The organism is Citrobacter sp. Igbk 17, assembly GCF_028069775.1.
Taxonomy (GTDB): Bacteria; Pseudomonadota; Gammaproteobacteria; order Enterobacterales; family Enterobacteriaceae; genus Citrobacter.
This window is the reverse complement of record NZ_JANEWI010000047.1, coordinates 16891-32512: the sequence shown is the minus strand read 5'-3', so window position 1 is coordinate 32512 and position 15622 is coordinate 16891. Positions and strand designations below refer to the sequence as shown.

The following is a 15622-nucleotide window of genomic DNA, read 5'->3' as shown; positions in this document are numbered from 1 at the left end:
ATTCATTTTTCGTCTTGCGACGTTAAGAATCCGTATCTTCGAGTGCCCACACAGATTGTCTGATAAATTGTTAAAGAGCAGTTGCGACGCGCTTTAGCGCTCTGTCGCGAGGTGGCGTATATTACGCCTTCCTCTTTCAGAGTCAACCCTGAATTTCAGGATTTTTCTCTTCAACCGAACCGGCTGTTTGTGTGAAGTGATTCACATCCGCCGTGTCGATGGAGGCGCATTATAGGGAGTTTCCCTCAGCCCGCAACCCTTAAATGACAGAAAAATGACTGACTGCTGCATTCCACAGCAAAAGCCTACCTTATACCCATTTACACACAGAGTTATCCACAAACCGCCCCCTCCTTTCTGCGATCATCTCTCTGCCAAAGCGGCGTTATATAGGAAGAAGCAGGGGTCTGAATCGAAAATTAAAAATTCGCGAGCGTTGCGCAAACGTTTTCGTTACAATGCCACCGCACAACAAGGATGCCCCGTAAGGGGCGTTAGCTGAGTTTTTACGCAAGAATTCACCTAACGCTCTCTGTAATAGTCAAATCCAGGGGATTTACCATGCAACAACGTCGTCCAGTCCGCCGCGCTCTGCTCAGTGTTTCTGACAAGGCCGGTATCATCGAATTCGCTCAGGCACTTTCCGCACGTGGTGTGGAGCTGCTTTCTACAGGTGGCACCGCACGCCTGTTAGCAGAGAAAGGTCTGCCAGTGACCGAAGTTTCCGATTACACCGGTTTCCCGGAAATGATGGATGGACGCGTAAAGACCCTGCATCCAAAAGTACACGGTGGCATCCTCGGTCGTCGCGGCCAAGACGATGCCATTATGGAACAGCACCACATTGCCCCTATCGATATGGTTGTCGTTAACCTGTATCCGTTCGCCGAGACCGTTGCCCGTGAAGGCTGCTCGCTGGAAGATGCAGTAGAGAACATCGATATCGGCGGCCCGACCATGGTGCGCTCCGCAGCCAAGAACCATAAAGATGTTGCCATCGTGGTGAAGAGCAGCGACTACGACGCCATTATTAAAGAGATGGATGCCAACGAAGGCTCTCTGACCCTCGACACCCGCTTCGATCTCGCGATTAAAGCTTTCGAACACACCGCCGCCTACGACAGCATGATTGCCAACTACTTCGGCAGCATGGTTCCGGCTTACCACGGCGAAAGCAAAGAAGCCGCCGGTCGCTTCCCGCGTACGCTGAACCTGAACTTCGTTAAGAAGCAGGATATGCGCTACGGAGAGAACAGCCACCAGCAGGCAGCCTTCTATATAGAAGAGAACGTCAAAGAAGCGTCAGTGGCAACGGCGCAGCAGGTACAGGGCAAAGCGCTCTCCTATAACAACATCGCTGATACCGATGCCGCCCTGGAATGTGTGAAAGAGTTCAGTGAACCGGCCTGCGTGATCGTCAAGCACGCTAACCCATGCGGCGTGGCGGTAAGCACCTCTATTCTTGATGCCTATGATCGCGCCTACAAAACAGACCCGACCTCCGCGTTCGGCGGCATCATTGCCTTTAACCGCGAGCTGGATGCTGAAACCGCGCAGGCCATCATCTCCCGCCAGTTCGTGGAAGTAATTATCGCCCCATCCGCAACTGAAGAAGCGCTGAAGATCACCGCCGCTAAACAAAACGTTCGCGTCCTGACCTGCGGCCAGTGGGCACAGCGTGTGCCGGGCCTGGACTTCAAACGCGTTAACGGCGGTTTGCTGGTTCAGGATCGCGACTTAGGTATGGTTACCGAAGGTGACCTGCGCGTGGTGTCCAAACGCCAGCCGACCGAGCAGGAACTGCGCGATGCGCTGTTCTGCTGGAAGGTGGCGAAGTTCGTGAAATCCAACGCCATTGTCTATGCCAAAGAGAACATGACCATCGGGATAGGCGCAGGCCAGATGAGCCGCGTTTACTCCGCCAAAATCGCAGGGATTAAAGCCGGTGATGAAGGTCTGGAAGTGAAACGTTCCGCCATGGCTTCCGACGCCTTCTTCCCGTTCCGCGACGGTATTGATGCCGCAGCTGCCGTTGGCGTGAGCTGCGTTATCCAGCCAGGTGGTTCTATCCGCGATGACGAAGTGATTGCCGCTGCCGATGAACATGGCATCGCGATGATCTTCACTGACATGCGCCACTTCCGCCATTAATTCACGGAGCAGACGATGAAAGTATTAGTCATTGGTAACGGCGGGCGCGAGCACGCCCTGGCGTGGAAAGCGGCTCAGTCTCCACAGGTTTCCACCGTCTTTGTCGCACCGGGTAATGCCGGAACCGCACTGGAGCCTGCACTACAAAACGTGGCCATCAGTGTGACCGATATTCCGGCGCTGCTGAGCTTTGCCCAAAACGAGAAGATCGATCTGACTATTGTCGGCCCGGAAGCACCGCTGGTGATAGGCGTGGTTGACGCCTTCCGCGCCGCAGATCTTAAGATCTTCGGCCCAACCGAAGGTGCAGCACAACTGGAAGGTTCTAAAGCCTTCACCAAAGATTTCCTTGCTCGTCATAACATCCCGACGGCGGAGTATCAGAACTTCACCGAGATCGAACCCGCGCTGGCCTATCTGCGTGAGAAAGGCGCGCCGATTGTGATTAAGGCCGACGGCCTGGCAGCCGGTAAAGGCGTTATCGTCGCGATGACTCTCGAAGAAGCAGAAGCCGCCGTACACGATATGCTGGCGGGTAACGCCTTTGGCGACGCGGGCCACCGCATTGTTATAGAAGAGTTCCTCGACGGTGAAGAAGCGAGCTTTATCGTGATGGTCGACGGTGAGCACGTGCTGCCGATGGCCACCAGCCAGGACCACAAACGCGTAGGTAACGGCGATATCGGCCCGAACACCGGCGGTATGGGGGCTTACTCACCAGCACCGGTGGTAACTGATGAAGTGCATCAGCGCACCATGGAACGCATTATTTGGCCAACGGTAAAAGGTATGGCGGCGGAAGGGAATACCTACACAGGTTTCCTGTATGCGGGTCTGATGATCGACAAACAGGGTAATCCAAAGGTTATCGAGTTCAACTGCCGCTTCGGCGATCCGGAAACCCAGCCGATCATGCTGCGCATGAAATCGGATCTGGTCGATCTGTGCCTCGCAGCCTGTGACGGCAAACTGGATGAGAAAACCTCCGAGTGGGATGAGCGTGCTTCTTTGGGCGTGGTCATTGCCGCGGGCGGTTATCCTGGCAACTACCACACGGGTGATGAGATCCACGGTTTGCCGTTAGAAGAAATCGAAGGCGCTAAAGTATTCCATGCGGGTACGAAATTGTCAGATGACGATCGCGTGCTGACCAACGGCGGTCGCGTACTGTGCGCCACCGCATTGGGGCATACCGTTGCCGAAGCACAGAAACGCGCTTATGCCTTAATGACCGATATCCGCTGGGATGGCAGTTTTAGCCGTAACGACATCGGCTGGCGCGCCATTAAACGCGAGCAGCGCTAACGCGAAATTTTCGCCAGCAGCGTTTTGCGAGTAATACCTAACTGACGGGCGGCTTCTGTTTTGTTGCCGCCCGTTTTTTCCAGCGCCGCCAGGATCACCTCTTTTTCAACATCCACCAGCGGTTGGATCTCACCACTGAACTCTGCTTTTATCGGTGTTGCTGCGATTGCCATCGGCAGCTCACGCTCAGAGATATATTCCCCCGTCAGCAACACTACCGCCCGTTCAATCGCATTTTCCAGCTCGCGAATGTTCCCCGGCCAATCATAGTGGATCAGCAGATCCATCGCCTGTGGCGTAAAGCCTTTCACCGCTTTGCGGTTACGTTCGGCAAAGCGCTGGAGAAAATACTCAGCCAGCAGCGGAATATCTTCCCGACGCTGGCGTAAGGCAGGCATTTCAATGGTGACGACGTTCAGGCGATAGTAGAGATCCTGACGAAAGCGCCCGGCGCTGACTTCTTCCGCAAGGCAGCGATGCGTGGCGGCAATCAGCCGAACATCAACCGCAATAGTCTGGTTGCTGCCAACACGCTGAACTTCCCGCTCCTGAATCGCTCGCAGCAGGCGAACTTGCATCAACGGTGAGATATCGCCAATCTCATCAAGAAATAACGTGCCGCCATCGGCTTCCACAAAGCGCCCTTCCCGGCGTTTATCCGCACCGGTAAAAGCACCTTTCTCATGACCAAACAGCTCGGACTCCAGCAGCGACTCATTAAGTGCCGCACAGTTGAGTGTCACCAGTGGTTTCTCACTGCGTGCGCTGCTGGCATGCAGTGCCCGAGCCACCAGCTCTTTCCCCGTCCCGGAATCGCCATGAATAAGTACTGTGGCGTCCGACGGGGCCACCATCGCAATCTCATTAAGCAGTTGCTGCATCGCCGGGCTTCTGCCAATCATGCCAAACTGCGCAACCGTTGCCGACGGCAGTTCCGCACCACTTTCCCGCGTATGTGCCAGTGCCTTTTCCAGCGTGTCCTGCAGACGGTCAAAATCCAGCGGTTTGATTAAGTAATCCAGCGCACCGGTTTTCAGTGCTTCTACGGCGGTCTCCACACTGGAGAAAGCCGTCATAATCAACACTGGAATAGCTGGGTTCAGCGCCTTGATCTCTTTGAGCGTCTCGATGCCGTCCATCTCCGCCATGCGCACATCGCATAGCACTAGATCGAAAACATGTTCACGCACCTGCTCCAGCGCCGCGCGCCCGCTATAGGCCAGCGCGACCTCATAACCCCAGCCACGTAGCAGCGCCTGTAAAATAGTGCAGTGGCTGATATCGTCGTCCACCACCAGAATATCGATTTTTCCGCGCGTCATCCTTGTTAATCCTGTTGTTTCGCTTTCGTCGGCAGCCAGAGAGTAAAGACCGCTCCCTTGCCTTCAACGCTTGCCACCTGAATGGTTCCACCATGCTGTTCGATAATGTTCTGCACAACCGCCAACCCCAGCCCCGTACCATCGGCTTTGGTCGTAAAGTAAGGTGTAAATATCGCCTCCAGCTGCTCAGGTGCAATCCCCTTTCCGCTATCGGCAACCACAATTTTAACGCGTTCGGCGCTGCTTTCACTCGCTTCAACCGTAATCGTGCCCTGGTGGCCAATAGCATGAATGGCGTTCAGATACAGGTTCAGCAGAACCTGCGTTAGCCGGTCAGGATCGGCCTGAATGGTTGGTAGTGCAGGATTTACCGTAAACCGTAACTGAATTTCCCGACTTTGAGCATCCTGACTTACCAGATGCAATGAGTGAGTGATGACTTCATTAAGATCCACTTTCTGGAGCGCGAGGTGCGCGGGTTTCACCAGTTCAAGGAGTTCGCTCACCACCCGATTTAAGCGGTCTGCCTCTTTCGCCATGACCTGCGCCAGCTCGTGTGACTCGCCTCCTGCCGGAGTACGTTCGGCAAAATACTTCGCCAGACCTTTGATGGAAGACAGCGGATTACGAATTTCATGTGCAACCCCTGCCGCCAGATGCCCAAGCGCCATCAGTTTTTCTTTCCGCTTCATCGCATCCTGCAATTCCTTGTACGAACGCTGATAGCGCTGGTACCAGAAAAATGTAAGTACCGTTGCCAGCAGTACAGCCGCCAGCGCAGAGAGGACAATCAGCGTGTTACGCCACTCTCTTGCCTGCGTCGCCGCCAGATCACTGGCATCAAAAGCGATAAAAATGGTTTGTGAAGGCGTAGTCATCTGTCCGCTATTGCTGGCACAACGCGCCATGCCATGTCGCCCAGGACCATACATCGGCTGAAACTGGCGATAAATTTCCAGTGCCGGCGTTGTTTCACTGCCGTCCGCAGGTACATCAATGCGCCGCCAGCGTTCTTGTTCCTCTGGCTTTAACTGCCGCAGGACATCCGGTGTATAGAGTGACTTTCCAACCATCGCAGAATTACTGTGAGCCATGATCACACCATGCTCATCCACAACAGCAAACCATAATACGCCCGGCTGCACGGCCATTTCCTCCAACAGCGTCTGCTGCTGAGCATGGTGCATGCGCATACCCATGCCCACACGCGTACCGGACTCCAGGGCACGAATCAGCACACTCCCTTTTTCCAGCAGCGTTTGCCGGGCAGCGTCACTTTCGCGGCCATAATCCCGAATGGTCATGATAGAAAACCAGCCAACTAAAATCAGGATTGCCGCCAGCAAGAATCTGCTCAGCCACTTTGCCGCCGTGTCTTTATACAGACGCATATGCACTTCCTTTCCCACCGTGTCCTTTCTTCGTTTCAGGTATACAGCAGAAATCATGCCATTTTTTACCCCTGATAACCCTGCCCTCGGACACAAACCGCTGAAAGTCAGCGGGTAAAAATGACCCGCTGGTTACGATCGGGCGAGTCATTTTTACTCACTTTGCACCAGGCACACCACGCGTGATGCCTGCAGAACGGGGGCCTCCAGTCTGGCACGGAAGATGCAATAAGGAATGTAAGATAACCAACAGGAGAACGAATGATGAAACGGAATAATAAACTGGCGCTGATTGTACTCTCGCTGATTGCTCTGGGTTCTACCCCGGCGCTGGCACAACATCACTGGGGGTATGGTGATGGTATGCAGCAACGTGGCGGTACGCCTATGACCACCGAACAACAGGCGGCGGCTCAGAAAATCTATGATGATTACTACGCGCAGACCAGCACCTTACGCCAACAACTGACATCTAAACGCTACGAATACAATGCGTTGCTAACAGCCAGTTCGCCAGACACGGCAAAAATTAATGCGGTAGCAAAAGAGATGGAGGCGTTGAATCAATCGCTGGATGAGCAGCGCGTTAAGCGCGATGTCGCAATGGCACAGGCGGGTATACCTCGTGGAGCCGGAATGGGCTACGGCGGATGCGGTGGTAACTATCGCGGCGGTGGTCATATGGGGATGGGGCACTGGTAAAGGACTTAGTGCCTGATGGCGCTATGCTAATCAGGCCTACAGATGGATAAGGCGCATTTGCGTCATCATCCGGCGTTAAAATGTTTTCTCTTTCGGCTGCCAGTGACAAAAATCCTCATTGGCAACCAGCAGCAACTGTGACCCTTCGGGCGCTTCCAGCCATGCCACGCTCACATCGACTGACGAGCGGCTCTGGCGGCGCTCAATATGGTTTATCGCCCACGAATCTAAATCGGGCTTAATGGTCTCGCCTTCACACGTAGTCACCGTGCGTTTGGCGCCATGCCAGCGTCCCTGATGTAAGATCACCCGTCCCTGACGCAGCGCATCGCTGGTCTTGCGGATTTGATCGGCACGATAGCGGTACAACGCAATTTGATCGCTGGAAAGCTGCTGCTTTTGTCCGGCAACTTCACGTTGCATGAAACTCAGTTCGCCGCGGTCATCAAAGCGGATGCGAATATGTTCCGGCGGTTTACTGTAAACATTAAGTTCTATCAGAGAGAGCATATCTCCCTGCCAGCGGTATTCACTGGTGGTAGTGTCGCCGTTACGCCACGGACTCAATACCGAGAGCAAGTGAACATCGTCACTGGAATCTTTACGCCAGACACGCACCGCCCCCTGCTCGCCAACATAACCGCTGGCCGTGAACGGAGGAAGCTCGGAATGGCGACTACAGGCCGACAGCAACAGCACACCTGAAAGCCAGAGCGTATGACGCCAGATGGACAAAAGGGGCGAAACCGCCCCTTCGTTAAAACTGTTCACTGCCACGCGAATTACTTAACCGCGTCTTTCAGTGCTTTACCAGAAACAAATGCCGGTACGTTAGCTGCGGCGATTTTGATTTCTTTACCGGTCTGCGGGTTGCGGCCAGTGCGCTCAGCACGGTGGTTCACTTTGAAGGTACCGAAACCAACCAGTTGTACAGCATCGCCTTCTTTCAGAGACTCAGTAATAGCAGCCAGAGTGGATTCCAGAGCAGCTTTAGCCTGTGTTTTAGACAGTTCTGCTTTGTCTGCAATTACATCAATCAGTTGAGTCTTGTTCATAAGTTATCCTTACAATGTGTTTATCGCTTGCTAAGCATCGAGTGCGACGGAAATGCCAGAAAAGCACTCTCCTGCATACACGCACCGATAGCCACTTTTTTTCGCCCCCCAAATGTAGACCAGACGGGGGGCGGATGGGAAGCCTTCAGGCACGACAAATCAGGCGTTAAATCACGTTTTGTTGTGTCATTGCTGAAAATTTATACCAATATTGCTCTCGCCAGCCTCGCGCAGGTCTGCTCGCAGCCCTTTTATCAGCTCAATATCGCGTTCTTCACAGTCAGCCAAAAGTCGGAATATTTCCCACTGGATATCCCATTCTTGCTCAACGGCAGGGTTTTCTTTTAGCTCTTCATCGGTCATTTCGCGACCGGCCTGGGTCATTTCCAGCATCGCTACTGTGGTAATTGAAGCCTTACTGACTTCAATGGCGTGTTCCAGCGTTTCACCGCTAAGACGTGAATGCATCAGTTCGCTTAATGCCACGCAGGCATCAATCGCAGGATAAACACCATACAGATCGTAATCATCTGCCGACGGGATAGCCTCTTCAAACTTTTCCAGTTGGCTGTCGAAATTGATTTTGGCATCTTTAACCGTCAGCGCTTCCCAAATCAAATCCAGGATTCGACGATAAATCTGGCCATCGCCAAATTCAGTTTGCTTGCAAAACATCGCGTAGTTGGGATACATGCGCTCGCACAGGCAGGCCATAAACGTAACGTGCTGCCAGCTTTCCAGCTTCTCCAGACGCAAGTGAATCGGGTTTTGTAACATGATGAGTTCTCAAATACGGAAATTAGCGGCAGTTTACCCGATATGGGCCGTTTTTGCTGCAAGCCGCGTAAAAGCCGGGCGTTCAGATGCTACGGCATCCGCCCAGCGTGTTGGTTCTGGCAGACGATAGCCGTTCATACAGCGCTGCACCCACGCCAGGGCACTGTCCATGCTCACGCGGTGACCCGTAGAGATAAACAACGGATTACAGCGTGCTTTGCTGCGCCAGACCCAGGCCAACTGCTCGCCTTTATCCAGCAGCGGCGCTAATGCACCGGGTTCGGCGGCGAGAGGTTCAAACTTGCCGCACAGCCTTTTTTTCGCCACACCAATCGTCGGGACATCCACCAGCAGACCAAAATGACTGGCGACGCCCAGGCGGCGAGGATGAGAAATGCCGTGTCCATCGACAAACAGCAGGTCCGGCTTTTGTGACAGCTGTTGCCAGGCGGCCATCAGCGCGGGAGTTTCGCGAAAGGAGAGAAAGCCGGGAATATACGGCATGGTGGTAGCAATACGCGCCACTTTGTATTCAACCAGCTCCAGCGTGGGATATTTCAGCAGGACCATCGCAGCCCGCGTCACTTCACCGCCCTGCTCAAACCCGACATCCGCCCCACCAATCAGAACCGGCGGATCGTTCTTCAGACGATCCTCGCGGATCACTGAAGAGGCCAGTTCAAGCTGCTGCGCACGAAGCGACGCGAGATCCATATTGGTTCCTTAGCGGTGGTACTGCGCCGACAACCGATGTACCGCCTCTACGAAGACACCCGCATGTTCCGGCGGCACGTCCTGGTGAATACCGTGACCCAGGTTAAAGACATGACCTTCGCCCTGACCGAATCCAGCCAGAATCGTTGCCACTTCTTCTTCGATACGCGCCGGTGGCGCATACAACATCGACGGGTCCATATTGCCCTGCAGCGCCACCTTATGGCCTACGCGGCGACGCGCGTCAGCAATGTCAGTTGTCCAGTCAAGACCCAGCGCATCGCAGCCGGTTTCCGCCATCGCTTCCAACCACTGACCACCACCTTTGGTAAACAGCGTCACGGGGACACGGCGACCGTCGTTTTCACGTAGCAGCCCGTCGACAATTTTATGCATGTAATACAAAGAGAACTGCTGATAGTCGCGCCCGGTCAGCACGCCGCCCCAGGTATCGAAAATCATCACCGACTGCGCACCCGCTTTAATCTGCGCGTTAAGATACAGGGTGACGCTTTTCGCCAGCTTATCAAGCAACAGATGTAGCGCTTTTGGATCGGCATACATCATCTTTTTGATCACGGTAAACGCTTTGCTACTGCCACCTTCAACCATATAGGTCGCCAGCGTCCACGGGCTGCCGGAGAAGCCGATCAGCGGCACTTCACCTTTCAGCTCACGCCGAATGGTACGCACTGCGTTCATGACGTAGCCCAGCTCATCTTCCGGGTCTGGAACGGGCAGTTTTTCCACATCAGCCTTACTGGTGACAGGAGAGGTAAAACGTGGGCCTTCCCCGGCTTCAAAATAGAGCCCAAGCCCCATTGCATCCGGGATAGTCAGAATGTCCGAAAAGAGGATCGCTGCATCGAGCGGATAGCGGCGCAGCGGCTGCAGCGTCACTTCACAGGCCAGCTCGGCGTTTTTGCACAGCGCCATGAAGTCGCCCGCCTCGGCACGAGTGGCTTTGTACTCCGGCAAATAGCGGCCCGCCTGGCGCATCATCCATACCGGAGTCACATCAACGGGCTGGCGCAGCAGCGCACGCAGGTAACGATCGTTCTTCAGTTCGGTCATTTTTATCTTCCTTTTAGCGTCAGACCGTCAGTGTATCATTACTCGTTCTTTACTCGTACTCAGCCCGACACATCGCCACGGTATCTTCGATCAGCCGGCGCGCGACGGTACCCGGCGGCGGTAAGAGCGGTAAATCGTCGTAGCGATACCAATTCGCTTCCAGCAGCTCTTTCGGATCGATAACAATCTCACCACTATCATACTCTGCCATAAATGCGGTCATCAAAGATTGCGGGAACGGCCAGGGTTGGGAAGTGACATAGCGCAGGTTTTTCACCTTAATGCCGCTCTCTTCCATCACTTCACGCGCCACCGCCTGTTCTAAGGTTTCCCCAACTTCAACAAAACCCGCCAGCACGGTATGCACGCCATTACGATGGCGAACATGCTGAGCAAGCAGGATGGTGTCATCACGGCGAATAGCGACGATTATGCAGGGAGCAATTTGCGGGTAATAACGTTCACGGCAGTGGCTACAGAGCATCGCCCACTCTGTTTTACTCGGGTGCATGGGATGGCCGCAGTAGCCGCAGAATTTATGCGAGCGGTAGAATTCAGCCAGTTGCACGCCACGTCCGGCCAGTTGAAACAGACCCACATCCTGGTCGATAACCTGGCGCACTGAACCCATATCATGCCGACGCGGCTGCTGCACCAGCCAGACAGTATCCCCTTCCCATTCGCCTATTGGCAGGGCGCGCTGCCCGACTAAATCAAAACGGGTTGCGTCGCCGTAAGGTAGCTCGCCATGAGGTAACCACAACTTTTGCTCATGACTGACAATCCACCAGCCGCTATCTAATTTTTCAATTATACGATCCATATCTCTTGCGCAACCTTTGCTTCACAGGCATGTTGTTTACATTATCTTTACATTTACGGGTGAGCAGTTTTTTAACACCATCTTGCGGAGTCAATCATGCTAAACCAGCTGGAAAGCCTGACGGAACACGTCAGAGGAAGTAATAAACTGGTTGATCGCTGGCTACATGTACGTAAGCACCTGCTCGTGGCTTACTACAATCTGGTTGGCATTAAGCCTGGCAAAGAATCGTACATGCGACTCAATGAAAAAGCGCTGGATGATTTTTGTCAGAGCCTGGTCGATTACCTCTCCACCGGACACTTCAGTATTTATGAACGTATTCTCCATAAATTGGAAGGAAACGGGCAGCTTTTAAAAGCCACAAAAATTTGGCCACTGCTGGAAGCCAATACACAGCAGATCATGGACTACTATGATTCCAGTCTGGAAACGGCCATCGATCATGATAACTTCCTTGAATTTCAAAAAGTTTTATCGGATCTCGGCGAAGCACTGGAAGCACGATTCGTGCTGGAAGATAAGCTGATTATGCTGGTATTTGACGCCATGCACGACAGCGACGCGCTCAAACGTCATGCTTGAGATTTGCGGCATTAACGCGTAGTTTACATTCATTACCTCTTTACTGAGGTTACTTCTTGTCGGAGTGCTTATTTTCCACAACAGCATGAGTGGAAAAGGCTGAGACCGTTAATTCGGGATCCGCGGAACCTGATCAGGTTAAAACCTGCGAAGGGAACAAGAGTCAATCTGCAATAGCATCGCCCCCGGGCGAGCTTCTCTCTTGCTTCATCCGTCGTCTGACAAGCCATATCCTTACTTTTATTTGGAATGAGCTATGTCTGCCACTACTAAACCATCACGCCGCGAACAGCGCGCTCAAGCCCAACACTTTATCGATACCCTGGAAGGGACCGCCTTTCCTAACTCAAAACGCATCTATATCACCGGTTCGCAGCCGGATATCCGCATCCCGATGCGCGAAATTCAGCTTAGCCCAACGCTAACTGGCGGCACGAAAGACAATCCTCAATTTGAAGAGAATGAAGCCGTTCCGGTTTACGACACCTCCGGTCCGTATGGCGACCCTGACGTGGCAATTAACGTACAACAGGGTCTGGCAAAACTACGCCAGGCGTGGATTACGGCGCGCAATGATAGCGAAGAGTTAGATGACCGCAGCTCGGCTTACACTAAAGAGCGCCTGGCCGATGATGGCCTTGATGAACTGCGTTTTACGGGTCTGCTGACGCCAAAACGTGCCAAGGCTGGTAAGCGTGTGACCCAGCTACACTATGCTCGCCAGGGGATCGTTACCCCAGAGATGGAGTTTATCGCCATCCGCGAAAACATGGGCCGTGAGCGTATTCGCAGTGAAGTATTACGCCACCAGCATCCGGGGATGAACTTTGGTGCACGCCTGCCAGAAAACATCACGCCGGAATTCGTGCGTGACGAGGTCGCTGCCGGGCGTGCCATTATTCCAGCCAACATCAACCACCCGGAATCAGAACCGATGATTATCGGTCGTAATTTCCTGGTGAAGGTGAACGCCAACATCGGCAACTCGGCGGTGACCTCCTCCATTGAAGAGGAAGTGGAAAAACTAGTGTGGTCCACCCGCTGGGGCGCGGATACCGTGATGGACCTGTCGACCGGCCGCTATATCCATGAAACCCGCGAGTGGATCCTGCGTAACAGCCCGGTGCCAATTGGTACTGTACCGATTTACCAGGCACTGGAAAAGGTCAACGGGATCGCCGAAGATCTCACCTGGGAAGCCTTCCGCGATACGCTGCTAGAGCAGGCTGAACAGGGCGTTGACTATTTCACCATTCATGCAGGCGTACTGCTGCGCTATGTGCCGATGACCGCCAAGCGTTTGACCGGTATTGTCTCGCGCGGTGGTTCTATTATGGCGAAGTGGTGCCTCTCCCATCACAAAGAGAACTTTCTGTTTGAGCACTTCCGCGAGATCTGTGAAATCTGCGCCGCCTATGACGTTTCTCTGTCGCTGGGCGACGGCCTGCGTCCAGGCTCGATTCAGGATGCCAACGACGAAGCACAGTTCTCTGAGCTACATACGCTGGGTGAACTGACCAAAATAGCCTGGGAATATGACGTGCAGGTGATGATTGAAGGCCCAGGTCATGTGCCAATGCATATGATCCAGCGCAACATGACCGAAGAGCTGGAACACTGCCACGAAGCACCGTTCTATACCTTAGGGCCGCTAACCACCGATATTGCGCCAGGCTATGACCACTTCACGTCAGGCATTGGTGCGGCGATGATTGGCTGGTTTGGCTGTGCCATGCTCTGCTACGTAACGCCAAAAGAACACCTTGGTCTGCCCAATAAAGAAGATGTGAAACAGGGTCTTATCACCTATAAGATTGCCGCGCATGCTGCTGATTTGGCCAAAGGGCATCCGGGTGCGCAGATCCGTGATAACGCTATGTCAAAAGCACGTTTCGAATTCCGTTGGGAAGACCAGTTTAATCTGGCGCTCGACCCGTTCACTGCTCGCGCTTACCACGACGAAACCCTGCCGCAGGAGTCCGGGAAAGTAGCTCACTTCTGCTCCATGTGCGGGCCGAAGTTCTGTTCGATGAAAATCAGCCAGGAAGTGCGCGACTACGCCGCTGCACAGACGATTGAAGTCGGGATGGCGGATATGTCGGAGAACTTCCGCGCCAAAGGCGGTGAAATCTACCTCAAAAAAGAGGAGGCGTAATGTACCAGCCTGATTTTCCCTCCGTGCCATTCCGCCTCGGGCTTTACCCGGTCGTAGATAGCGTCGAGTGGATTGAGCGTCTGCTGGGGGCAGGCGTGCGTACTATCCAGTTGCGTATCAAAGACAAACATGATGAAGAGGTCGAAGAAGACGTTGTTGCCGCTATCGCGCTGGGGCGTCGTTATGATGCTCGCCTGTTTATCAACGATTACTGGCGACTGGCTGTTAAACACAACGCGTATGGGGTACATCTGGGGCAGGAAGACCTCGAAACCACCGACCTGAAAGCGATTCAGGCGGCGGGATTGCGCCTTGGTGTTTCGACTCACGATGATATGGAGATTGATGTGGCGCTGGCGGCTCGCCCTTCTTATATCGCGCTGGGTCATGTCTTCCCCACGCAAACCAAGCAGATGCCTTCCGCCCCACAGGGACTGGCACAACTGGCACATCATATTGAGCGGCTGGCTGATTACCCTACCGTCGCGATTGGTGGCATCAGCCTTGAGCGCGTGCCTGCGGTACTGGGTACCGGCGTCGGCAGCATTGCTGTCGTCAGCGCCATCACCCAGGCAACGGACTGGCACGATGCCACGACACAGTTGTTGGCGATTGCAGGAGCAGGCGATGAATGACCGCGACTTTATGCGCTATAGCCGGCAGATCCTGCTTGGCGATATCGCGATTGAAGGCCAGCAAAAGCTGATCGACAGCCATGTGCTGATTGTCGGGTTAGGTGGGCTAGGTTCGCCTGCCGCACTGTATCTGGCAGGTGCGGGCGTCGGCAAGCTGACGCTGGTCGACGATGACGATATTCATCTGAGTAATCTGCAGCGCCAGATCCTGTTTACCACGGATGATATCGCCCGCGCCAAATCACAAGTCGCACAGCAGCGGCTTACCCGCCTCAACCCGGATATCGACGTGGTAGCGCTCCAGCAACGCCTGCAAGGTGATGCGCTCAGACATGCTGTAGCACGTGCCGACGTGGTGCTCGACTGTACTGACAACATGGCAACCCGCCAGCAGATTAACGCCGCCTGCGTGGCGCTCAATACACCACTCATTACCGCCAGTGCCGTCGGTTTCGGCGGCCAATTAATGGTGCTGACTCCGCCCTGGGAACAGGGGTGTTACCGCTGCCTGTGGCCGGATGATGCGGAGCCAGAGCGCAACTGCCGCACTGCAGGCATTGTGGGCCCGGTCGTCGGGGTAATGGGAACCTTGCAGGCTCTGGAAGCAATCAAATTACTCAGCGGAATTGAAACCCCAGCCGGAGAGTTGCGTCTGTTTGATGGCAAAACCAGCCAGTGGCGTAGCCTGGCGCTGCGCCGTGCCAGCGGTTGCCCGGTCTGTGGAGGGCAACATGCAGATTCAGTTCAATGATGAGCCAATGCAGTGCGCCGAGGGGCAAACCATCAGCGAACTGCTGACACAGCTTAATCAGCATAAACCGGGAATGGCGCTGGCACTAAACCAGCAGATCCTGCCGCGTGAGCAGTGGCAACAGCAAATCGTGCAGGAAGGCGACCAGATCCTGCTTTTTCAGGTCATTGCAGGGGGTTGAT

Annotated in this window: 16 protein-coding genes and 1 riboswitch; of the genes, 8 read left to right on the top strand and 8 right to left on the bottom strand. The window is 54.2% G+C overall.

The window, feature by feature from the left end; translation table 11 throughout:
• Window positions 1-561 precede the first annotated feature (561 nt).
• Window positions 562-2151 (top strand): bifunctional phosphoribosylaminoimidazolecarboxamide formyltransferase/IMP cyclohydrolase, encoded by a 1590-nt coding sequence (purH, locus tag NNO08_RS20675; protein ID WP_271457474.1) that lies wholly within the window; start codon window positions 562-564, stop codon window positions 2149-2151.
• A gap of 15 nt (window positions 2152-2166) precedes the next feature.
• The gene (purD, locus tag NNO08_RS20670) at window positions 2167-3456 is read left to right on the top strand and encodes a phosphoribosylamine--glycine ligase (protein ID WP_271457473.1); all 1290 of its coding nucleotides are present in this window, start codon (window positions 2167-2169) and stop codon (window positions 3454-3456) included.
• Here purD and zraR read toward each other — a convergent pair.
• Together zraR and zraS are read right to left on the bottom strand one after the other, a co-directional pair.
• A complete protein-coding gene (zraR, locus tag NNO08_RS20665) occupies window positions 3453-4778 on the bottom strand; it encodes a sigma-54-dependent response regulator transcription factor ZraR (RefSeq protein WP_271457472.1) in 1326 nt (441 codons plus the stop codon). The genes purD and zraR overlap by 4 nt on opposite strands.
• A gap of 5 nt (window positions 4779-4783) precedes the next feature.
• A complete protein-coding gene (gene zraS, locus NNO08_RS20660) occupies window positions 4784-6169 on the bottom strand; it encodes a two-component system sensor histidine kinase ZraS (RefSeq protein ID WP_271457471.1) in 1386 nt (461 codons plus the stop codon).
• Between the two features lie 264 nt (window positions 6170-6433).
• Between zraS and zraP the strand changes: the two genes are divergently transcribed.
• Window positions 6434-6871 (top strand): zinc resistance sensor/chaperone ZraP, encoded by a 438-nt coding sequence (gene zraP, locus NNO08_RS20655; protein WP_271450409.1) that lies wholly within the window; start codon window positions 6434-6436, stop codon window positions 6869-6871.
• 75 nt (window positions 6872-6946) lie between these two features.
• On the opposite strand, the gene NNO08_RS20650 is transcribed toward zraP, so the two are convergent.
• The 6 genes from NNO08_RS20650 to nudC form a co-directional block, all read right to left on the bottom strand.
• Window positions 6947-7642 (bottom strand): DUF1481 domain-containing protein, encoded by a 696-nt coding sequence (locus NNO08_RS20650; RefSeq protein ID WP_271457475.1) that lies wholly within the window; start codon window positions 7640-7642, stop codon window positions 6947-6949.
• 11 nt (window positions 7643-7653) lie between these two features.
• Window positions 7654-7926 carry a nucleoid-associated protein HU-alpha gene (hupA, locus tag NNO08_RS20645; protein WP_001044509.1) on the bottom strand — a complete coding sequence of 91 codons (273 nt, stop codon included), beginning with the start codon at window positions 7924-7926 and terminating at the stop codon, window positions 7654-7656.
• Window positions 7927-8112: 186 nt separating this feature from the next.
• Window positions 8113-8703 (bottom strand): YjaG family protein, encoded by a 591-nt coding sequence (locus NNO08_RS20640; protein ID WP_003842015.1) that lies wholly within the window; start codon window positions 8701-8703, stop codon window positions 8113-8115.
• A gap of 33 nt (window positions 8704-8736) precedes the next feature.
• Window positions 8737-9417, bottom strand: coding sequence for a deoxyribonuclease V (gene nfi, locus NNO08_RS20635; protein WP_271457470.1), 681 nt, complete (start codon window positions 9415-9417; stop codon window positions 8737-8739).
• A 9-nt stretch (window positions 9418-9426) separates the two neighbouring features.
• Complete coding sequence (hemE, locus tag NNO08_RS20630) at window positions 9427-10491, bottom strand: uroporphyrinogen decarboxylase (RefSeq protein ID WP_271450402.1); 1065 nt, start codon at window positions 10489-10491, stop codon at window positions 9427-9429.
• Window positions 10492-10540: 49 nt separating this feature from the next.
• A complete protein-coding gene (gene nudC, locus NNO08_RS20625; RefSeq protein ID WP_271450401.1) occupies window positions 10541-11314 on the bottom strand; it encodes an NAD(+) diphosphatase in 774 nt (257 codons plus the stop codon).
• A 96-nt stretch (window positions 11315-11410) separates the two neighbouring features.
• Between nudC and rsd the strand changes: the two genes are divergently transcribed.
• From rsd to thiS, 5 genes are all read left to right on the top strand, one after another.
• The gene (gene rsd, locus NNO08_RS20620; protein ID WP_137383226.1) at window positions 11411-11899 is read left to right on the top strand and encodes a sigma D regulator; all 489 of its coding nucleotides are present in this window, start codon (window positions 11411-11413) and stop codon (window positions 11897-11899) included.
• Window positions 11900-11949: 50 nt separating this feature from the next.
• A riboswitch (TPP riboswitch) is annotated at window positions 11950-12072 on the top strand.
• An 83-nt stretch (window positions 12073-12155) separates the two neighbouring features.
• Complete coding sequence (gene thiC, locus NNO08_RS20615; RefSeq protein WP_271442061.1) at window positions 12156-14054, top strand: phosphomethylpyrimidine synthase ThiC; 1899 nt, start codon at window positions 12156-12158, stop codon at window positions 14052-14054.
• Window positions 14054-14689, top strand: a complete 636-nt coding sequence (thiE, locus tag NNO08_RS20610; RefSeq protein WP_271457469.1) for a thiamine phosphate synthase — start codon at window positions 14054-14056, stop codon at window positions 14687-14689. The genes thiC and thiE overlap by 1 nt, the downstream gene beginning before the upstream one ends.
• Window positions 14682-15440 carry a thiazole biosynthesis adenylyltransferase ThiF gene (gene thiF / locus NNO08_RS20605; protein WP_271442059.1) on the top strand — a complete coding sequence of 253 codons (759 nt, stop codon included), beginning with the start codon at window positions 14682-14684 and terminating at the stop codon, window positions 15438-15440. The genes thiE and thiF overlap by 8 nt, the downstream gene beginning before the upstream one ends.
• Complete coding sequence (gene thiS / locus NNO08_RS20600) at window positions 15421-15621, top strand: sulfur carrier protein ThiS (RefSeq protein ID WP_202037215.1); 201 nt, start codon at window positions 15421-15423, stop codon at window positions 15619-15621. The genes thiF and thiS overlap by 20 nt, the downstream gene beginning before the upstream one ends.
• The last annotated feature ends 1 nt before the right edge of the window (window position 15622 follow it).